The 21364-nt window shown below is 69.8% G+C and carries 14 protein-coding genes and 1 pseudogene; 11 read left to right on the top strand and 4 right to left on the bottom strand.

Annotation, left to right across the window (positions count from 1 at the left end):
* The 5 genes and pseudogenes from ACFVS9_RS14220 to ACFVS9_RS14240 form a co-directional block, all read left to right on the top strand.
* A pseudogene (locus tag ACFVS9_RS14220) lies at positions 1-219 on the top strand (xylose isomerase); the annotation flags it as partial.
* A gap of 149 nt (positions 220-368) precedes the next feature.
* Positions 369-1631, top strand: a complete 1263-nt coding sequence (locus tag ACFVS9_RS14225) for an ABC transporter substrate-binding protein (RefSeq protein WP_383117887.1) — start codon at positions 369-371, stop codon at positions 1629-1631.
* An 11-nt stretch (positions 1632-1642) separates the two neighbouring features.
* Positions 1643-2614 carry a carbohydrate ABC transporter permease gene (locus ACFVS9_RS14230; RefSeq protein WP_389932083.1) on the top strand — a complete coding sequence of 324 codons (972 nt, stop codon included), beginning with the start codon at positions 1643-1645 and terminating at the stop codon, positions 2612-2614.
* Positions 2615-2619: 5 nt separating this feature from the next.
* Positions 2620-3477, top strand: coding sequence for a carbohydrate ABC transporter permease (locus ACFVS9_RS14235; protein ID WP_389932085.1), 858 nt, complete (start codon positions 2620-2622; stop codon positions 3475-3477).
* An 8-nt stretch (positions 3478-3485) separates the two neighbouring features.
* On the top strand, positions 3486-4865 hold the full coding sequence (locus ACFVS9_RS14240; RefSeq protein WP_383117890.1) for a GH1 family beta-glucosidase: 1380 nt from the start codon (positions 3486-3488) through the stop codon (positions 4863-4865).
* 295 nt (positions 4866-5160) lie between these two features.
* Here ACFVS9_RS14240 and ACFVS9_RS14245 read toward each other — a convergent pair whose 3' ends face one another.
* Both ACFVS9_RS14245 and acnA read right to left on the bottom strand, forming a co-directional pair.
* The gene (locus ACFVS9_RS14245) at positions 5161-6390 is read right to left on the bottom strand and encodes an ROK family protein (protein WP_389932087.1); all 1230 of its coding nucleotides are present in this window, start codon (positions 6388-6390) and stop codon (positions 5161-5163) included.
* Positions 6391-6457: 67 nt separating this feature from the next.
* Complete coding sequence (acnA, locus tag ACFVS9_RS14250; protein WP_383117892.1) at positions 6458-9172, bottom strand: aconitate hydratase AcnA; 2715 nt, start codon at positions 9170-9172, stop codon at positions 6458-6460.
* 399 nt (positions 9173-9571) lie between these two features.
* On the opposite strand from acnA, the gene ACFVS9_RS14255 reads away from it, so the two are divergent.
* The 3 genes from ACFVS9_RS14255 (at position 9572) to ACFVS9_RS14265 (ending at position 12771) form a co-directional block, all read left to right on the top strand.
* Positions 9572-10333, top strand: a complete 762-nt coding sequence (locus ACFVS9_RS14255; protein ID WP_383117893.1) for a GNAT family N-acetyltransferase — start codon at positions 9572-9574, stop codon at positions 10331-10333.
* 283 nt (positions 10334-10616) lie between these two features.
* A complete protein-coding gene (locus ACFVS9_RS14260; RefSeq protein ID WP_389932090.1) occupies positions 10617-10817 on the top strand; it encodes a DUF4236 domain-containing protein in 201 nt (66 codons plus the stop codon).
* A gap of 424 nt (positions 10818-11241) precedes the next feature.
* Positions 11242-12771: a helix-turn-helix domain-containing protein gene (locus ACFVS9_RS14265; RefSeq protein WP_383117895.1), complete on the top strand. Its 1530-nt coding sequence runs from the start codon at positions 11242-11244 to the stop codon at positions 12769-12771.
* A gap of 195 nt (positions 12772-12966) precedes the next feature.
* Here the strand turns inward: ACFVS9_RS14265 and ACFVS9_RS14270 are convergent, their stop codons facing one another.
* A complete protein-coding gene (locus ACFVS9_RS14270; RefSeq protein ID WP_389932092.1) occupies positions 12967-14211 on the bottom strand; it encodes an McrC family protein in 1245 nt (414 codons plus the stop codon).
* Complete coding sequence (locus tag ACFVS9_RS14275; RefSeq protein WP_389932094.1) at positions 14208-16061, bottom strand: DUF4357 domain-containing protein; 1854 nt, start codon at positions 16059-16061, stop codon at positions 14208-14210. Before ACFVS9_RS14275 ends, ACFVS9_RS14270 begins: the two co-directional genes overlap by 4 nt.
* 189 nt (positions 16062-16250) lie before the next feature.
* On the opposite strand from ACFVS9_RS14275, the gene ACFVS9_RS14280 reads away from it, so the two are divergent.
* The 3 genes from ACFVS9_RS14280 (at position 16251) to ACFVS9_RS14290 (ending at position 21364) form a co-directional block, all read left to right on the top strand.
* Positions 16251-16940, top strand: coding sequence for a hypothetical protein (locus ACFVS9_RS14280; protein WP_389932096.1), 690 nt, complete (start codon positions 16251-16253; stop codon positions 16938-16940).
* A 153-nt stretch (positions 16941-17093) separates the two neighbouring features.
* Positions 17094-18326, top strand: a complete 1233-nt coding sequence (locus tag ACFVS9_RS14285; protein WP_389932098.1) for a serine/threonine-protein kinase — start codon at positions 17094-17096, stop codon at positions 18324-18326.
* 83 nt (positions 18327-18409) lie between these two features.
* A complete protein-coding gene (locus ACFVS9_RS14290; protein WP_389932100.1) occupies positions 18410-21364 on the top strand; it encodes a helicase-related protein in 2955 nt (984 codons plus the stop codon).

Here is a 21364-nt window from a genome sequence, read left to right on the forward strand (position 1 = left end):
CGCGCCACCGCCTTCCGCGCCGACCCCGCCGTCCAGGAAGCCCTGACCGCCTCCCGCCTCCACGAACTCGCCCGCCCCACCGCCGACGACGGCCTCAAGGCACTCCTGGCCGACCGCACCGCCTACGAGGACTTCGACGCCACCACCGCGGCCGAACGCTCCATGGCCTTCGAAGCCCTCGACCAGCTCGCCATGGAACACCTCCTCGGCGTCCGCTGACCCCCACCCCCACGGGTGCCCGGCCCACCACCACCGGGCACCCCGCCCCGCCCTGCCGTGACACAGCCGGATCCGCGCAGGGGCTTGACTACCACCCTGTGGGAGCGTTCCCATGGGCCCGGCCACCCTCTTACCGCAAGGGCACCACCGTGACAGAACCTTCCCCGGACGGACGGATCCGACGCCGCAGCCGCCGCACCAGGCGGATCGTCGTCCCCTTCACCGTCGTCTCCGCGATCGTCGCCGGCACCGTGCTGTCGGGGTGCGGCCAGCAGCGGGACGAGGACGTCTACACCGTCATGAACTCCTCGACCGACGAGTCGTACCACCGCTGGGACGGTGACACCCTCAAGCGATGCAGCAAGCAGCTCGGGATCACCATCGAGCAGCAGAGCGTGCCGGCCTCGCAGCTGATGACGAAGGCGCTCCGCATGGCGTCCTCCAAGTCGCTGCCGGACGTCCTCCAGCTCGACGCGTCCGAGATGCCGACCTTCGCCGAGGCCGGCGGGCTCATCCCGCTGAAGGACCTCGGGCTCACCACGACGGACATCCCCGAGGGGATCGTCGACTTCGGCTCGTTCGACGGGAAGTACTACGGGGCCGCGCGCACGGTGAACACCCTCGCGCTGTTCTACAACAAGGACACCCTCGACAAGGCCGGGCTGAAGGTGCCCACCACCTGGGCCGAGATGCGGTCGACCGCCGGGAAGCTGACCCAGGGCAAGCGGTACGGCCTGGCCCTCAGCGCCGGCGGCGCCGAGGACGGTGTCTTCCAGTTCACCCCGTTCATGTGGTCCAACGGCGGCGACGAGTCCAAGCTCGACACCCCCGAGGTGGCCGAGGCCCTGGACTACTGGAAGGCGCTCCTGAAGGACGGCTCGCTCTCCAAGTCCACGGTCAACTGGACGCAGGCCGACGTGAACGACCAGTTCATGGCCGGCAACGCGGCCATGATGATCAACGGCCCGTGGCAGGTCGAGACCCTGAACGCCAAGAAGGGCCTCAACTGGGGCATCGCCGAGATCCCGGTGCCCGAGGCGGGCGACGACTCGGTCGGTCCGCTGGGCGGCGGCGTGCTCACGGTGCCCAACACCGGCGACACCGAGCGCGAGAAGACGGCCGCGAAGATCATCGGCTGCATGGCGGGCGAGCAGGAGCAGATCACCTACGCCCTGAACAGCTGGATGGTCCCGGCGAACAGCAAGGCCGCGGCCGTCTGGCGCACGAAGGCCCCGGAGCTGGCGGCCCTGGCCGGCCAGGTCTCGACGGCCCGCTCCCGTACCGCGAAGGTCGGCGCGCAGTGGTCGTCCGTGTCGCTGGCCCTCCAGAGCGCCTTCCAGTCCGCGCTCACCGGCGCTTCCAGCGAGGCCGCTCTGAAGCGTGCCCAGCAGCAGGTCACGAGCGGGAACTGAGGTAACGAACCATGTCATCCACCACAGCCTCGGCCGCAGCCCCGCCGGCCGACCCGAAGGCCCGGGCGGCCGACGCGGTCAGGAGGCCCGTGAACCCGCGGAGCGCCAAGCGGCGCAAGTCGCTCGCCCAGTGGGGGTTCATCGCCCCGGCCGTGATCTTCATGGCGCTGTTCTTCGGCTACCCGCTCGTCCGCAACATCGTGATGAGCTTCCAGGACTACTCGCCGTCCACCTTCTTCACCGGCGAGGCGCCGTTCAACGGCACGGACAACTGGAGCACCGTCTTCAACGACGGGCTGTTCGGCAAGGCCCTGTGGCAGACGATCCTCTTCACCGTCGGGTCGCTCGTGGGCCAGTTCTGCATCGGCCTGGCCCTCGCCGTCTTCTTCACCCGCCGCTTCCCGCTGAACGGGATCCTGCGCTCGCTGATCCTGCTGCCGTGGCTCGTCCCGATGGTCGTCTCCGGCATCGTGTGGCGGCGCATCTTCGACCAGGACACCGGCGTCCTCAACAGCTTCCTGGGCACCATCGGCCTCCCCGGTGACACGCCGTGGCTGACGAGCACCAGCATGGCGCTGATCTCGGTGATCCTGGTGAACATCTGGATCGGCATCCCGTTCAACATGGTGATCCTCTACGGCGGCCTCCAGGAGGTCCCCAAGGAGCTGAGCGAGGCCGCGGCGCTGGACGGCGCCTCAGCCTGGCGTACGTTCCGCTCGGTCACCCTGCCCATGCTCAAGCCCGTCATCACCGTCGTACTGGTGCTCGGCTTCATGTCGACGGTCAAGATCCTCGACCTGGTCCTCGCCCTCACCGACGGCGGACCCGCCGACTCCACGCAGACGCTCGGCACGCTCACCTACCAGAACTCCTTCGTCCAGATGGACTTCGGGGCCGGTGCCGTGGTCGGCAACATCCTGATCCTGATCTCCGCCGTCTTCGCGGTGTTCTACCTGCGGGTCAACCGCAACGAGGGGAAGTGACCGGCATGGCGACCACCACCCAGATCCCCGCCGCCCCGGCTCCCGCCACCGTCGGCCGGCCGAGGCGCCGCTGGGGTGCGACCGTGTTCGGCGTCGCCGTCCTCGCGGTCATGCTGTTCCCGCTGTACTGGATGATCAACACCGCCCTGCAGCCGGACGCGAGCCTGGTCGACGTGGGCCCGGTCCCCACGGGCGTGGACTTCTCCGGATTCACCTCGGCGCTCACCGACCAGGGCACCAACCTGCTGACCTCGCTGGCCGTGGCGCTCGGCGCCGTGGCCATCTGCCTGGCGATCTCCGCCCCGGCGGCGTATGGCCTGGCGCAGTTCAAGCTGCGCGGCAGCAGGACGATCGTCTTCGGCACGCTCATCACCCAGATGGTGCCGGGCATCGTCATCGCCAACGCCCTGTACAGCGCCTACGTGGACCTCGGCCTGGTCAACTCCTACTTCGGCCTGATGCTGGCGGACGCCTCGCTGGGCATCCCCTTCGCGATCGTGCTGATGCGTTCGTTCATGGTCTCGATCCCGCGTGAGGTCATCGAGGCCGCCGAGGTGGACGGCGCGGGCCGGGTCCGCACGTTCGTCCAGGTCGTCCTGCCGATGAGCCGGAACTCGCTGATCACCGCCGGGCTGTTCTCGTTCCTGTACGCCTGGAGCGACTTCATGTTCGCGCTCACGCTGAACACCACGGACGACGTCAAGCCGATCACGCTGGGGATCTACCAGTACATCGGCGCCCACGTCGGCGACTGGGGCTCGGTCATGGCGGCCTCCGTGCTGTCGGCGGTGCCCGCCGCGGTCCTCCTCGTCCTGTCACAGAAGTACATCGCCGCCGGTATCACCGGTGGCTCGGTCAAGTAAGGGTTCCCATGAGTGACTTCCCGGTCTTCCCGCCCGGATTCGTCTTCGGCGCGGCCACGGCCTCGTACCAGATCGAGGGCGCCGTGGAGGAAGACGGCCGCGGCCCGTCCATCTGGGACACCTACAGCCACACGCCCGGCCGGACGGACGGCGGCGACACGGGTGACGTCGCGTGCGACCACTACCACCGGTATCCGCAGGACGTGGCGCTCCTGCGCGACCTGGGCGTGGAGTCGTACCGCTTCTCGATCGCCTGGTCGCGGATCCAGGCGACGGGCAGCGGCGCGGTCAACCCCAAGGGGCTGGACTTCTACTCCCGGCTCGTCGACTCGCTCCTGGAGGCGGGCATCGAGCCGGCCGCCACCCTCTACCACTGGGACCTGCCGCAGGCCCTGGAGGACGAGGGCGGCTGGCGGGTACGGGAGACCGCGGAGCGCTTCGGCGAGTACACCGCGATCATGGCCGAGCACCTGGGTGACCGGGTGCCGCGCTGGATCACCCTCAACGAGCCGTGGTGCAGCGCGTTCCTCGGCTACTCCGTGGGCCGGCACGCGCCGGGCGCGCAGGAGGGCCGCGGGGCACTGGCCGCCGCCCACCACCTGCTGGTCGGCCACGGGCACGCCATGAACGCGCTGCGCGCGGCGGGCGTCCGCGAGGCGGGCATCACCCTCAACCTGGACCGCAACGTCCCGGCCACGGAGTCGGACGCCGACCTCGCCGCGGTCGTCCGGGCGGACACCCAGCACAACCTGGTGTGGACCGAGCCGCTCCTCGCCGGCCGCTACCCGGCCACCGAGGAGGAGACCTGGGGTGAGCTGATCACCGGTCAGGACTTCCGCCGTGAGGGCGACCTGGAGCTGATCTCCCAGCCGATGGACTTCTTGGGCATCAACTACTACCGGCCGATCGTGGTCGCCGCGGCCCCGCACCGCGAGGCGGACCCGGCGCTGCGCGTGGCCACCGACAACCGGTACGCGGAGGGGAGCTACCCCGACGTCCGCAGGACGGCCATGGGCTGGCCGGTCGTGCCGGAGTCCTTCACCGACCTGCTGACCGTGCTGAAGCAGACGTACGGGGACGCCCTGCCGCCCGTGCACATCACGGAGAACGGCTCGGCGGAGTTCGACAGCGTCGAGGCGGACGGTTCGATCCACGACGCGGACCGGGTGGAGTACCTGCGCACCCACCTGACGGCGCTGCGGGCCGCCATGGACGCCGGCGTGGACGTACGCGGGTACTACGTGTGGTCGCTGCTGGACAACTTCGAGTGGGCGCTGGGCTATGCCAAGCGGTTCGGGATCATCCGGGTCGACTACGACACCCTGGAGCGCACCCCGAAGGACAGCTACCGCTGGTATCAGCAGCTGATCGCGGCACACCGCGCCTGACCGTCCGGTCTCCCCCGCCGGGGGCGTACGCGTGCACCACGGCGCGTACGCCCCCGGCGGCGTTTCACCGGTGCTGCTCCACCGATCACCGCTCACCGCTCACGGGGCGCCGCTCACCGGTCGCCTCCCACCGATCACCACTCAGGGGTCGCCGCTCATCGGTGGCCGCCCACCGATCACCGCTCACGGGTCACCGCTCATCGGTGGCCGCCCACCGGTGGCCTCTTCACCGTGGTCCTTCGGCGGCGGCAGACCGGCCCGTTCCGTACGCCGGCGGACGGCCCGGGGCAGGCGGTCAACGCAGGGCGAAAGCGGCCGGGTTGTCCAGCACGTCGTGCATCACGCGGGCCGCCGCCCCGCGGGCCGCGTCGCCGGAGACGGACGAGGCGCGTAGCCGGCTGCCGTTCTCGTGCCAGCGGCCCGACACCACCCGGGCGGTGAGCTGGGCGTCGGCGGACTCCTCCAGCCAGGGCATCAGGTTCCGGTAGATGCCGCCCAGCACGACCGCCTCCGGGTCGAAGAGGTTGACCGCCCCGGCCAGGACCACGCCCAGCCGGTCCCCTGCCTCTCGCAGCGCGGTGACGGCCCGCTTCTCCCCGGCCGAGGCCCGCTGCTCCAGCTCCGCCATGCCGCGTACGCCCGCTTCCGTGCCGATGCCGGCGGCCCGCAGCAGGGCGGCCCGGCCGGCGTACTGCTCCAGGCAGCCGCGTGCGCCGCACCGGCAGAGCGGGCCCCGCGGGTCGACGACGACGTGGCCGATCTCGCCGGCGAAGCCGTGGGCGCCCCGGAGGATCTCGCCGTTCACCACGAGCGCGCCGCCCACCCCGATCTCACCCGTGAGGTAGAGGAAGGTGCGTATGCCGCCGAGGCCGCCGAACCACAGCTCGGCGAGGGCCGCCAGGTTGGCCTCGTTGCCGGAGCCGACGGCCAGCGCCCGCCCGGCCGGGCGGAGCGTGCTGAGCGCCTGTCCGAAGATGCCCTCGGCCGCGACCCTGCTCCAGCCGAGGTTGGGGGCCTGGCGGACGACGCCCCCGGACACGAGGCCGGGCAGGGCCAGTTCGACGCCGACGACCCGCAGTTCCTGCTCCCGGGTGGAGGCGATGACGCGGTTGGTGAGCCGGGCGGCGTGGGCCAGGACCTCGGCGGGCGGGACGTCGCGGTGGTCGGTGTGCTCGGTGACCCGGACCCGGTCGGTGCCGGTGAGGTCCACGGCGCACACGGAGACGTAATCGATGTTGATCTCCACGCCGAGGCCCGCCGGGCCGGTCCTGGAGAGCTTCAGCACGGTGCCGGGGCGCCCGGCCGATCCGCTGGAGGTCTTGCCGGACTCGCTGAGGCAGCCCAGCGCGAGCAGTTCCTCGACGAGTGAGGAGACGGCGGCCCTGGTGAGGCCCACCAGGCTCGCCACCCGGGCCCGGGTGACCTCGCCCTCGTCGCGTACGGTCCGCAGGACCAGGCTCAGGTTGTGGCGCCGCACGGACTCGTGTCCGGCCTTGGCCGCCGGCGGGGCGAGGTTGTTCTTCATCAGACCTTCGAGCCTAACGGCGAAGGGCCGCACCCGGGGGTGCGGCCCTCGTTCACTTCCCTGAACCTTACTTGCGGATCAGGCTGCGGAGCACGTACTGCAGGATGCCGCCGTTGCGGTAGTAGTCCGCCTCACCGGGGGTGTCGATGCGGACGACGCCGTCGAACTCCACACCGGTGTCGGTGGTGACCTTGACGGTGCGCGGCGTGGTGCCGTCGTTCAGCTCGGTCACGCCGGTGAAGGAGAAGGTCTCCTCGCCGGTCAGGCCGAGGGACTCGGCCGTGTGGCCCTCCGGGAACTGGAGCGGCAGGACGCCCATGCCGATGAGGTTCGAGCGGTGGATGCGCTCGTACGACTCGGCGATGACGGCCTTGACGCCGAGGAGCGCGGTGCCCTTGGCCGCCCAGTCACGGGACGAGCCGGAGCCGTACTCCTTGCCCGCCAGGATGACGAGCGGGGTGCCCGCGGCCTGGTAGTTCTGCGAGGCGTCGTAGATGAACGACACCGGCGCGTCCGCCTGCGTGAAGTCGCGGGTGTAGCCGCCCTCGGTGCCCGGCGCGATCTGGTTGCGCAGGCGGATGTTGGCGAACGTGCCGCGGATCATGACCTCGTGGTTGCCACGGCGCGAGCCGTAGGAGTTGAAGTCACGGCGCTCGATGCCGTGCTCCGTGAGGTACTTGCCGGCCGGGGTGTCGGCCTTGATCGCACCGGCCGGGGAGATGTGGTCGGTGGTGACCGAGTCGCCCAGCTTGGCGAGCACGCGGGCGCCGGTGATGTCCTCGACCGGGGTCGTCTCCATCGTCATGCCCTCGAAGTACGGGGGCTTGCGCACGTAGGTGGACTCGGAGTCCCACTCGAAGGTGTTGCCGGTCGGGATCGGCAGCGCCTGCCACTGGGCGTCGCCCGCGAAGACGTCCTGGTAGGACTTGTTGAACATGTCCTCGCCGATGGCGTTCGCCACGACGTCGTTGACCTCGGCCTCGGTGGGCCAGATGTCCTCGAGGTGGACCGGCTTGCCGTCCTGGTCGACGCCGAGGGCGTCCTTGGTGATGTCGACCTTCATCGAGCCGGCGAGGGCGTACGCGACGACCAGCGGCGGGGACGCCAGGTAGTTCATCTTGACGTCGGGGTTGATCCGGCCCTCGAAGTTGCGGTTGCCGGAGAGCACCGAGGTGACGGCCAGGTCGTGGTCGTTCACCGCCTTGGAGACCTCGTCCGGCAGCGGGCCGGAGTTGCCGATGCAGGTGGTGCAGCCGTAGCCGACGAGGTTGAAGCCGACCTTGTCGAGGTACGGGGTCAGGCCCGCCTTGTCGAAGTAGTCGGTGACGACCTTCGAGCCCGGGGCGAGGGTGGTCTTGACCCACGGCTTGCGGGTCAGGCCCTTCTCGACCGCCTTCTTCGCCACGAGCGCCGCGGCGACCATGACGTACGGGTTCGAGGTGTTGGTGCAGGAGGTGATCGCGGCGACGGTGACGGCGCCGTGGTCGATCTCGTACGTCGTGCCGTCGGGGGCCGTGACGGTCGTCGGGTTCGACGGGACGCCGTTGGTGGCGGCGGGGGCGTCGGAGGCCGGGAAGGACTCCTTGCCCGCCTCCTCGTCGTCCGCGACGTAGTTGCGCACGTCCTGGGCGAACTGCGCCTTGGCGTTCGCGAGGACGATGCGGTCCTGCGGGCGCTTCGGGCCGGCGATGGAGGGGACGACCGTGGACAGGTCGAGTTCGAGCTTCTCGGAGAAGTCGGGCTCGGCGGCCGGGTCGAGCCAGAGGCCCTGCTCCTTGGCGTACGCCTCGACGAGCGCGACCTGCTGCGCGTCGCGGCCGGTCAGGCGCAGGTAGTTCAGCGTCTCGTCGTCGATCGGGAAGATCGCGGCGGTGGAGCCGAACTCGGGCGACATGTTGCCGATGGTGGCGCGGTTCGCGAGGGAGGTGGCGGCGACGCCCTCACCGTAGAACTCGACAAACTTGCCGACGACGCCGTGCTTGCGGAGCATCTCGGTGATGGTCAGCACGAGGTCGGTGGCGGTGGTGCCGGCCGGGAGCTCGCCGGTCAGCTTGAAGCCGACGACGCGCGGGATGAGCATGGAGACCGGCTGGCCGAGCATCGCGGCCTCGGCCTCGATGCCGCCGACGCCCCAGCCCAGCACGCCCAGGCCGTTGACCATGGTGGTGTGCGAGTCGGTGCCGACGAGGGTGTCGGGGTAGGCCTGGCCGCCCCGGACCATGACCGTGCGGGCCAGGTGCTCGATGTTGACCTGGTGGACGATGCCGGTGCCCGGGGGGACGACCTTGAACTCGTCGAAGGCGGTCTGGCCCCAGCGCAGGAACTGGTAACGCTCCTTGTTCCGGCCGTACTCCAGCTCGACGTTCTGGGCGAACGCGTCGTTGGTGCCGAACTTGTCGGCGATGACGGAGTGGTCGATGACCAGCTCGGCCGGGGCCAGCGGGTTGATCTTCGCCGGGTCGCCGCCGAGCTCCTTGACGGCCTCACGCATGGTGGCGAGGTCCACGACGCACGGAACACCCGTGAAGTCCTGCATGATCACGCGGGCCGGCGTGAACTGGATCTCCTGGCTGGGCTGGGCCTGCGAGTCCCATCCGCCCAGCGCCCGGATGTGGTCGGCGGTGATGTTCGCGCCGTCCTCGGTGCGGAGCAGGTTCTCCAGCAGCACCTTCAGGCTGTAAGGGAGGCGCGCGGAGCCCTCGACCTTGTCCAGCTTGAAGATCTCGTACGACTCGTCGCCCACGCGCAGCGTGCTGCGGGCGTCGAAGCTGTTCGCCGACACGACAGTCTCCTTCTTCAATGTGCGCGTTCAACCGCGCCGCGCCTCATGTGCGGCCGGCGCCGCCTGCGGCCCCCACCATCCGCTAAGGTAAGGATTAGTTAGGTAACCCTTACTGAGCGGCGGCTGCGGTGCGCCTCGGCAGATATCTCGATGTCGAGATAACTCTAGTACATCGCCGCCGCGCGGTCATGCCCGGGCGCCCGTGTCCGGCGCCACTCCGCGATGACACACGGCCACGAGCAGGGGCCGGACGGGTCCCGTCCGGATCCGGCGGGCCTTGTTCACGGCGGTGCGGCGGGGCGCGTGCGACGCAGCGTGACGCGAGGTCACCGCGCGCAGCACTCCCGGGCGCCCGGCGCGGCAGCCGCACCCCGACCACCCCTGCCCGGAGAGGACGCAGTGCAGTTCACCGACACCTCCGAGGCCGTGCGCGCGTGGGCCCACGGCTGGGCCCTCTCACGCGGCGCCGGCGAACCGAGGCCCACGCCCTGGGGCTTCACCGTGACGATCGGACTCCCCGGGAACGTCATGAGCCATGTCCTGCCGACCGCCGACGAGGCGACCGTCCGGGAGCTGACCGGGCGCACCACCGGCCCGGGCGTCTGGCTGAAGGCGTTCGTACCGGCGGACCGGCTCGCCTCCTGGATCGCGCCGGGCTGGTCGCTCCCCGCCGCGCCCGGTTTCCTGATGTCCACGACGCTCGGCACCGGCCCCGGCGGCCCGCCGCCACCGCTCCCCCGCGACTACCGGCTGCGCACCTGGACCAGCGCCGGGGTCGCCCACGCCCGGGTGCACGCACCCGACGGGACGACCGCGGCGCGCGGCCAGATCTCGGTCGACGGCGCGACCGCGGTCGTCGACAGGGTGGAGACCCACGCCGCGCACCGGCGCCGCGGGCTCGGCCGCGTGGTCATGGGCACCCTCACCGCGACGGCCGCCGAACGGGGCGCCGAGGTGGGCCTGCTGGCGTCGTCGGCGGAGGGCCGCGCCCTCTACGAGGCGACGGGGTGGCAGGTGAAGGCCCCCCTGGCCAACGCCTTACGGGACCGGAGCCCGGCCGGCCGACACGCCGTCAGGGCGGCCACGGTGCCCCAACCCCGCAGGCAGCGGGACCCCCGGGGCGCGAGCACGGACCCGCCGGTTTCCACACCGCGCGCATGACACGGCCACTGAAGCCCCGCCGGCAGCGGGACCCCCGAGGCACGGGCACGGACCCGCCGGTTTCCACGCCGGGCGCATGACACGGCCACTGAAGCCCCGCCGGCAGCGGAACCTCCGAGGCACGGGCACGGACCCACCGGTCTCCACACCGCGCGCATGACACGGCCACTCATGCCCCGCAGGCAGCGGGACCCCCGAGGCGCGAGCACGGACCCACCGGTCTCCACACCGCGCATGACACGGCCACTTCGGGATACGCGTAGTCCTGACAGAGGAGGCGCAGATGCCGCTCACCTTCCGCAAGAGCTTCCAGATCCTCCCGGGCGTCCGGCTGAACATCAACCGCCGCTCCTGGTCCGTCACCACGGGCGGACGGCACGGCCCGAAGCGCACCCACAACAGCACCGGCCGGCGCACCACGTCGATGGACCTGCCCGGCCCGTTCGGCTGGCGCAGGACGACCAAGCGCCGCCGCCGCACCTGACCGGCCCTCACCGGCCCGGGCAGGCAGGGGGGCGGCTCACCACCGCTGGCGGCGCACACCGGGGCGCACCCGCCCGGGCAGGCGCGGGACCGGCACCGTCGCCGCGTACCGACCCTCACCCGCCCGGGCAGGCGCGGGACAGCCCACCACCACCGCGCCTGGTCGTCCCTCGCCCGTCCGGCCGGGCGCGGGACGGCTCATCACCGTCGGCGGGGCGCACCGGAGCTCACGCGCTGGGGCGGGCGCGGAAACACGTACTCCCGCCCCGGCCGCCCTCACCCGTTCGGCCGAACTCCGCACGCCGGGCCGCGCGGGGGCGTCTGATGCTTCATACGGGCGCCCCCGCACGGCCCGGCACCCGATCGCCACCCGAACTCCCCACCCCGACGCGATCTTCATCTCATATCTGAGATAGCGTGCAGGCATGGAAGACGACTACCTCGCACGTATCGGCAAGCTCATCCGTGACGCCCGTCAGCATCGCGGCTGGACACAGAGTCAGCTCGCCGAGGCGCTCGCCACGAGCCAGAGCGCCGTCAACCGCATCGAACGCGGCAACCAGAACATCAGCCTTGAGATGATCGCCCGCATCGGCGAGGCCCTCGACAGCGAGATCGTGTCGCTGGGCTACGCGGGACCCATGCATCTGCGTGTGGTCGGCGGGCGCCGGCTCTCCGGCTCCATCGACGTGAAGACGAGCAAGAACGCCTGCGTCGCACTGCTCTGCGGTTCCCTGCTGAACAAGGGCCGCACCGTGCTGCGCCGGGTGGCCCGCATCGAGGAGGTCTTCCGGCTCCTGGAGGTCCTCAACTCCATCGGCGTACGCACCCGCTGGATCAACGACGGCGTGGACCTGGAGATCCTGCCGCCCGCCCAGCTGGAGCTGGAGGCCATCGACGCGGACGCCGCGCGCCGCACCCGCTCGATCATCATGTTCCTCGGCCCGCTGCTGCACCGCACGGACCGCTTCACGCTGCCGTACGCGGGCGGCTGCGACCTCGGCACGCGCACGATCGAGCCGCACATGATCGCGCTGCGCCGTTTCGGCCTGGAGATCGCGGCGACCGACGGGCTCTACCACGCGCAGGTCGACCACGCGGTCCGGCCGGACCGCCCGATCGTCCTGACCGAGCGCGGCGACACGGTGACCGAGAACGCCCTGCTGGCCGCCGCCCGGCACGACGGCACGACGGTCATCCGCAACGCGTCCTCCAACTACATGGTCCAGGACCTGTGCTTCTTCCTGGAGGCGCTCGGCGTACGCGTGGACGGGGTCGGGACGACGACGCTCACGGTGCACGGGGTGCCGGAGATCGACATGGACGTCGACTACTCCCCCTCGGAGGACCCGGTCGAGGCGATGAGCCTGCTGGCCGCCGCCGTGGTCACCGAGTCCGAGCTGACGATCCGTCGGGTGCCGATCGAGTTCCTGGAGATCGAGCTGGCGGTCCTGGAGGAGATGGGCGTCGACTGCGACCGCACGCCGGAGTACGCCGCCGACAACGGCCGCACCCGGCTGGTGGACCTGACGGTCCGGCCGTCCAAGCTGGAGGCCCCCATCGACAAGATCCACCCGATGCCCTTCCCCGGGCTGAACATCGACAACGTCCCGTTCTTCGCGGCCATCGCCGCCTCCGCGCACGGTCAGACCCTGATCCACGACTGGGTCTACGACAACCGCGCGATCTACCTCACCGACCTCAACCGCCTCGGCGGCAGGCTCCAGCTCCTGGACCCCCACCGCGTCCTGGTCGAGGGCCCGACCCGCTGGCGCGCCGCCGAGATGATGTGCCCGCCCGCGCTGCGGCCGGCGGTGGTGGTACTGCTGGCGATGATGGCGGCCGAGGGCACGTCGGTGCTCCGCAACGTGTACGTCATCAACCGGGGTTACGAGGAGCTGGCGGAGCGGCTGAACTCGGTGGGGGCGCAGATCGAGATCTTCCGGGACATCTGACAGCCTTCAGAAACAACGCCACTATTCCCCTCCTGACCTGCATGTATGCGAGCCAGGAGGGGATTCTCCGGCCCCTGTGGGACTTGTCTGGGACTTCGGTGCCGGGGCCGGGTAGCTACTCAATGGGACAAGAGCCAGTTCAACGGGCCGTCAGCGACGTAGGGTGCGCGGCCGTACGTCATGCACCCCAGGTATTCAAGGAGCGCCCAGAGGGTGCCCGCCCTGAGGCGACATCGCTGAACCGTGAAGCATGTGCCGAGCCAGCGCGCCAATCTCAGCAAGCAACTCCGTGGGCTGCTGGTCCAAGTCGATCGCGTGCTGGTGGAGGACGGTCCCGGCATGCCGCACGCGGTGGCTGGTGTGTGGAGCGTTGCCCTTCGCGTACACCAAATGCCCCTCGGGCAATCCAAGGGCCGCGCAATAAGCCAGCATCTGGTACAAGTCCTCGTTCGGAAAACCGCGGGTCCTGCGAGCCTTGTACTTAGCGTCGGCGACGATCATCGGCATACCGGAGTCTCCGTACCAGACGAAGTCGGGGCGCAGACGGATGGAATCACTTTCGTCCATGTGAATGTTCTGCGCCTGTAGCGCACTCCTTCCGCCGTGGGTGCGCATTGCCTCCCGGAGTGCCTTGCAGACGAAATCCTCGTAGACGCCGTTCATGTCGAAGAGGAATCCGTCCATGCGCAGCCCGCCGGGCAGGTGCTCCGTAGACGATCCCCGCAGAACCGCCTCGGCGAGGTGGAGTGCCGGGAGATAGTGGGCGTTGAGCCGCGTCGACCGCCAGCCGGGAGGTGTCTGCCCCGGCACGAGCGGTGTGATGTCCGCTAGCCGGGACCGCTGATGCATCAGGCGCGCGCGTACGGCTCCGGGGACGCCGGGGAGACGCAGGAGACGATCGACGGCCGAACGCAGGAGGCGGTTCTCGGCGATATCGGTGGTGAATTCGTCGAAGGTCACCTCCACCGGCAGGGACATCCCGAACCGGCGCCGGATCTGCTGGGCCTCACGAAGCCGGCCACGTACGACATGGAACGACTCCTCGGTGGTCCGATAGCCCTGGAGCAGGCCCTGCCGCAGTACACGGTCGATCTGCCGCTCGACGGCGTGAGCAAGCGCCGGAAGCAGTTCACTGTGTTCAGCCAGAGCGACGCTACCGTCCCGCCAGCCTCGTGGGTCGCTGCTGTATCCGATCAGGAAGAGCAGACGAGCGACCGGAACCTTGGGGGTGATGCGCACCGTGACACTTTCGCCGGCCGGTACGGTCAGCGCGACCGCCCCGACCTTGCTTCCCGCACGCAGTCGCCAGGCACCCGATTCGTAGGGGTCCGGCCAGGCCTCTTCGAGAATCTTCTCGGCGGCCAGTGCGCGGCCCACGGCATCCGGCAGTCGGAACGATCGTGCAGGCGCGTGCTCAACGAGCGAGACGACGGACGTCACTCCGAGCTGGTCCCTTCACCCGGTTCCGGGGATGGGGGCCGCGATGCCAGCGCTTTGCGCAGCACCGGCAGGCCGTAACGGCCCTCGATGTCCACGCCATCGCCGTAGTGATGTTCCTCCAGCAGCGGAAGAATCTTGGTCCGCCATGCCCGCTCCAGTCCTCCCTCGTGGAAGACGCCGGGCTTCATCAGATACGACGGCCCGATATGGAAGTCTCTGTCGTCGATACGAGCGTTGAGGGCCTCCAGCAGGTCCGCGGGCTCGGAATCCCGCTCCGTGGCCTCCAACCAACTGCGCAGCAGCCCACGGGTCGGATCGACGCGCGGCGACAGCTCGACGAAGGCGAAACGCCGGCGCATCGCCGCGTCTACGAGGGCGATCGAGCGGTCGGCCGTGTTCATGGTGCCGATGAGGAAGAGGTTGCGCGGAAGGGAGAAGTCCTCGTCCGAGTAGGTCAGCCGGACCGACCGGTCCCGGTATTCAAGGAGGAAGTACAGCTCTCCGAAGACCTTGGCGAGGTTGGCCCGGTTGATCTCGTCGATGACCAGGAAGTGGGGGATGTGCCTGTTGCCCTCGCGGCGAGCCAGTTCGGCGAACTCCCGCAAGGGTCCGGCCGTAAGCCGGAAGGCGACCTCGCGGGTCGTGGGGTCCTCACGAGGACGGAATCCTTCGAAAAAGTCCTCGTAGGAGTACGAAGGATGGAACTGGACGAGCTTGACCTGCTCCCGTCCACCGCCGAAGAACTCGGCCAGCTCCTGCGCGAGGAAGGTCTTCCCGGTCCCCGGAGGACCATAGAAGATCAGCTGCCGCTCGTCATCAAGGAGTTGCCTGACGTCCTGCAACCATTCCAGCGAGTGCACGTTGAGCTTCTTCCTCAACGCTTCGGCGGGCTCCGGCAGCTCCACCTCACGGCGAACGGTGACGGCCAGAGGCTCGACGCCGGGTGCGGCCCCGCTGTCCCGGGCCTCCTCCACGAGTTCCTCGTCACTGACCCCAAGGCCATCGACGACGGCCTTGACCGTGGTGAGGTCGACCACGTCGTGGCTCACCGACAGCTTCTGTCGGAGTTCCTCGGGCAGCTCCTCCAGATCGAAGCCGTCGCCGCCCCACTCCACGGGGCGCCACAGGGTCCGGCTTCCGTCTTCGACTGTGCGCTGCTCGACATTGCCTGTGATCTCACCGACGTACAGTCCGCCGTCGGAGACTGCGCACACCGTGTGCCCCGGTCGCATTCTGGAGAAGAAGGCGTGCAATTCCTCTACGAGCTGCATTCTCTCGGTGTACGACGCGGTCGACTCGTAGTCCTCGTCGACGAAGGTGCGAAGCTGCTCCTTACTGACGCCTTGGGGGACGTCCGGACGCAGTCGCGCGGCGGCGAGGGACACCCGTCCTTCGGGCAGCCACACGCGCCGGAACAGGTCAGGCCCTGCAGAATGAGGCCAGCGCACCAGCCACGCGCGACTTGGACCCGACCAGACCTGGTCGGGGAAGTCGGCAAGCGGTCGGCCGTCGGCAGTCTTCCACTCCAGCCACCCGTTGCAACTGCGGCCCACAAGGATGTCGCCGGCGGCGGACGGCGAATTGCACTCCACGTCTTCGACAACTTCGAGCCATCCGGGCCGGGTGGTCGTCTCGCGAATCACTCCCTCGGCGATGAGCTTTTCGCGCAGCCTGTGCGAGGACGGCGTCCTCAGCTGGAATGACGGTACGACCTCCGGCCGCGCCGGGGATCCGGCGAGCACCACCATCTTCTGGCTGCCGTTGGTGCCCATCTCGGAGAGGAGCCGACCCCTTGCGAACGGCCCGCCGTGCGGCAGACGCAGTTGGAACTCCGGGTACGAAACGAGCATCGGTCTCCTCGGCATCAAGGGGCGGACATGGGGCATTGTGGGGCTCATGTGATCCGCTTCGGCGATGCTACGCACGTTTCCGGCCAACCCCCGACTGTCGGTCGTCAGACATCCGGTCTCGCGTTGCCCCACCCTGTGGACGCCGTACATGATCTGCGACGAGGACACCGTCACAGCGAGGGGGATACGGTGGGCGCCGGAACATCCAACGGACCGACCAGGCAGCGGCACGCCGAGGAGCTGCTCGCGGCGATCTCGATGACGTCCTCGCAACTGGCCGAGGCGGTCGGCGGGTTCGAAGGCGATACACCGGCCATGGTGACGGCCGCCATCCACACGGCCGGACGCGCGTTCTCGGAGCTCGACACCTGCGACGCTGTCATGGACAACGCGTCGGAGGGGGGCCGCGCCATCGCGGACCGGTTGGGTGCACTGCTCGCGGCTGAGGCCGATGAGGACGTCGCCGGGGAGTTGGACGCCCTGGACACCGTCTCCGCTCGTGTCCGCGGCACGGACCAGACCCGCATGCTGCTCAATCGCGTCCTCGGGCGGGAGGAGCCGCCCAAGGGCGTTCTGCCAGCTATCCGACATCTCGCGGAGTCGGACCTGCCCCGCCTCCCTTCCTCGTACGCGGACGAAGAGGGGTTCGACGACTTCGTGGCCATGTCCGCCCGCGAGGACGAGCTGGCGCCGGAGCTGCAGGAGACCCACGCCAAGCGCCTCGACGAGGTGGCCGCCCACCTGGTCCTCGTGGTGCGGCAGGCCGCGGCCGCGGGCTTCGCCGACGAGGCCTTCGCCCGCGAGTCGATCCGCGAGGCACGTCAGGCCCACCTGCTGTGGCAGCGGTGCCTGGCTGAGCGCACACGACAGCTCGGCTAGCCGAGGGCCGCCCCCAGCGCCGTACCCACGTCCGGCTCGGGGAACAGATCGTCCTGCTCCGCCTGTATGGGTCCGGTCCCCGCACGGATACGGTGTGCGGTACGACCGGACACGTCAGTTCTGTCCCTACACGTCCGAGTAGAAAGGCGCCTCGTGCACATCGCGCCCCTGAGCCCGCACGACCCCGCCCAGCTGGGCGGCTACGAGCTGCTCGGCCGTATCGGGCACGGTGGCATGGGGCAGGTGTACCTGGGAGAGTCGCCCGGTGGAGAACCCGCCGCCGTCAAGGTGATCAAACCCGCTGTCGTGGACTCCGAGACCAGGCAGCGCTTCGCCCAGGAAGTGGAGATCCTCAAGACGATCTGGGGCGCGCGGATCGCGGCGCTCCTGGACGCCGATGCGGAGGCCGAGCCGCCGTGGCTCGCGACGGAATACATCGAGGGTCTGGACCTGAGCCGGCACGTGGCACGCCACGGCCCGCTGCCCTCACTGCTCGCCGCCTCCCTGGGAGCGACCCTCGCCGAGGCACTCGCGACCGTGCACAAGCAGGGGCTGCTGCACCGTGACCTCAAGCCCGCCAACGTCCTCCTCGGCCCTAACGGGCCGAAGATCATCGACTTCGGGCTCGCGGTCTTCGCCGAGTCAAGCGTCTCCCTGACCGCGCCCAACACCGTGGTCGGCACCCCGTCGTGCATGCCGCCGGAGCAGGCGAGGGGCGACCGACCGCTCACGTCCGCGGTCGACGTGTATGCGCTTGGTGCCGTGGTGCTCTACGCCGCTTCCGGCCATCTTCCTTACCAGGCGGCCAACATTCACGTCCTCTTCCATCAGGTCACCGATCCTGAGACGGCTCCGGATCTGTCGGGGGCGCCCGGCGAGCTGGTGCCTCTGCTGACGGCGATGCTGGCGCACAAGGCCGAGGACCGGCCCGCTCTGAGTGACATCGTGCAGCAGTGCCGCGCGGTGATCGAGGCGCAGGGCTGCAAGGTCGCCCAGGCGCGGCGTCGGCTCACGACGCACACGGCGGCGCCCTCGCACATGCTGGACGGCCTTCCGCCCACGGTTGTCACCCCGCCGCCTCCCACCGCTTTTGTCGACCTGCCGGACCCCGGGAGGGCGACGACCGTCGTACTTCCCTCCACAACCCCCGAGCCGGTCCCGACACTCGTCGACCGTCCAACCCCGCCCTCCGGCTCCCTCATTGCGAAGACCCCGGCCGATCCGACTTCTCCTGGGGCGGCCACGGCCGCGGACGGCCCCTCAGCCTCGCTGCCTGTCCCCTCCGGACCGTCCCGCGCCAGCTCCCGACAGCGTCGGCACTCCCCCCAGTCTCGGATCACCGCACAACGACTCCGCGAGGTCTACGCGGCAAACGCGGCCTTCTGACACCGGCGGACCCGCAGAGCCCACGGACCCGCGATACTGAAGGGCCTGCCACATCCGTCACGAAACACCACAGGAGGCCACGGGTGACCGCCGTCCAGACCAGCCCCGAGCAGAGCGGCGACGCATCGGATGCGGCAGGGCAGGAGCAGTTCCCGGCAGGTGCGCAGGTGCTCGTGCGCGACGAAGTGTGGCTGGTCAGGAACGCGGTGCCCACCAGGGATGACGGTGCCCGGGTGGAGGTGGTCGGGGTGTCCGACTTCGTCCGGGACCAGGAGGCCGTGTTCTTCACACGCCTCGACACCATCGAGCTGATCGACCCGCGGGACACCCGGCTGATCCCGGACGACTCCCCGAACTATCGCCGCTCCCGGTTGTTCCTTGAGGCTGTGCTGCGTCGCACGGCCCTGCCGCAGTCGGAGCGGCGGCTCGCGCTCGCGGACTCGTTCCTCCTGGACTCGCTCCCCTATCAGCGACGGCCCGCCGAGCTCGCTCTCTCCGGCGCCAATCTGCGTCCGCGGCTGTTGATCGCGGACGTGGTGGGCCTGGGCAAGACGCTGGAGATCGGTCTGACGCTCGCCGAGCTGATCCGTCGCGGCCGGGGGGAGCGCATCCTCGTCGTCACGCCCCAGCACGTGCTTGAGCAGTTCCAGCACGAACTGTGGACACGCTTCGCCATCCCGCTGGTCCGTCTGGACTCCGTGGGCATCGAGCGGATCCAGCGGGAGATCCCTGCGGGCCGGAACCCGTTCACGTTCTTCAAGCGCGTGATCGTCTCCATCGACACGCTCAAGAACACCGACCAGTACCGCCACCACCTGGAGCAGATCCGCTGGGACGCGGTCGTCATCGACGAGTCGCACAACCTGATCAACCGCGGCTCCCTGCGCAACCAGCTCGCCCAGACCCTGGCACCGCGCACCGACGCCCTGATTCTCGCCTCCGCCACTCCGCACAACGGCGACGCGAAGTCGTTCGCCGAGCTGATCGGTTTGCTGGACCCGGCGGCGATCCGCGACCCGGAGAACTACCTCGCCGAGGACATCGAGCATCTCTTCATCCGTCGTACGAAGATCAGCACTGAGGTCCGCGAACAGATGAAGGGGCAGTGGGCGGACCGCGGTCCGTCGGAGGCGGTGCATTGCCCGGCCACGCCCGCCGAGGAGAAGATCTTCGAGGAGCTGGCCGCCGTCTGGCTGCCCCACGACGCCCGCCCGTCCGTGAGCTCGGTCCCGCTCTTCCCGTACACCCTCCTGAAGTCCTTCCTCTCCTCCCACGCGGCGCTCAAGGCCACGGCGTCCGCCCGCGTGAAGACCCTGAAGAAGAAGGACGACCCGCAGGGCACGGCAGCAGAGCTCTCCGCCCTGCGCCGTCTGACGGAACTGACCGCGGAGCTGACCGAGGCGGACTCGGCCAAGTTCGGCGCGCTCGTGGAGCAGCTGAAGAGCATCGGGGTCGGCCCGGCCTCCGACACCCGCGTCGTCGTCTTTTCCGAGCGCGTCCAGACCTTGGAGTGGCTCGCGACCGTCCTGCCCGCTGCCCTCGGGTTCCGGGGCCGCGCGGCGAAGGAATCGCTCCGTGTCATGCACGGCGGTCTCTCCGACGAACAGCAGATGCAGGTCGTGGAGGAGTTCGGACTCGCTGGCGCCCCGGTACGGATCCTGCTGACGGGCGACGTCGCATCCGAGGGCGTCAACCTGCACCGCCAGTGCCACCAGCTGGTCCATTACGACGTGCCGTGGTCGCTGATCCGCATCGAGCAGCGCAACGGCCGTATCGACCGCTACGGGCAGGCCCACCCGCCGCAGTTCCGCGCGCTGATCCTCACCAGCGAGACTGAGGGCGCGAAGGACGACACTTTGGTCTCCGAACGCCTCCTGGAGCGGGAGGACCAGGCTCACCGTTCGCTCGGCACCGCCGAGGCCGTCACAGGCCTCTACCGCGCGGAGGCCGAGGAGAAGTCCCTGATCCAGGATCTTCTGCGCGGCAGGACCGTGGACGAGTCCCTCGACGGGCGCCGGTCCGGCGAGGAGGCCGGCACGGCTGCGATGGACGACTTCCTGGCTGACTTCTTCGGCTCGGTCGGCGAGGAGCCGGAGGCAGAGGCCGGTGACACCGCGGTGTACTCCCCCGAGGCGCTCGGAAGCGACACGCGTACGAGCACGGGTACGGGCTCCGTACTCCCCCGCCTCTTCGACTCGACCGCCCACTTCCTGGACGAGGCACTGCGCGAGGTGTACCCGGACGCCCGCGACCGGCTGGACCTCGACCGTGACGAGCAGTCGGGCCTGCTGTCCTTCCGCCCGCCGGCCGATCTCCTCCACCGCCTCAAGGCCCTTCCCGTTGACTACCTGCGGGAGCAGCGGCTGCGCGAGCGACTGTTGGTCACCTTCAACCGGCGGCTCGCCCAGCATTCGCTCCAGCGGGCCCGCGAGGCGGGTTCCACCTCCAGCTGGCCGGAGATCTCGCTGTTGACCGACCTCCACCCCGTCGTCGAATGGCTGACGGACAAGGTCCTCGTCCGGCTCGGGCGCCAGATGGCGCCGATGATCACGGCGGGCGTGGCGGAGCCCACCTATCTCGTCCAGGGCGTGTACTCGAACACACTCGGCAGGCCGACGGTCGTCAAGTGGATGGGCGTGACGAGGAGTGGGGCCGTGGACGACGACATGGTGTCCCTGCTACGCCGCTCCGGAGTCGGCCCGACGATGGCGAACAAGCTCCGCTACCGGGACCCCGCCTCTCTGGTCGACGCCATCCCGGACGTACTGGAGGCCGCCGAGGCCTTCATGGAGCAGCACCGCGATGCCTGGGACCGGCCGCTGCGCGAGTCGATCGAGCGCCACAAGCTGCGGCTCGGCGACTGGGAGCAGCCCACTCTCGCGGGCGAGCGCACCAAGCAGCGGCTCACCGACCTCGCCGACGACCTGCTGACCACCGGGCAGAGCCCAATGCTGCGGGTGCTCGCGGTCCTGCTGCCCGACCCCGACGCACCACCGGCCGCGTCCGCATCCCTGTCCGCCGCGCCCGCCGCCCCGTGA

Origin of the sequence: Streptomyces sp. NPDC058008 (assembly GCF_042886395.1) — a bacterium.
Lineage (GTDB): Bacteria > Actinomycetota > Actinomycetes > Streptomycetales > Streptomycetaceae > Streptomyces.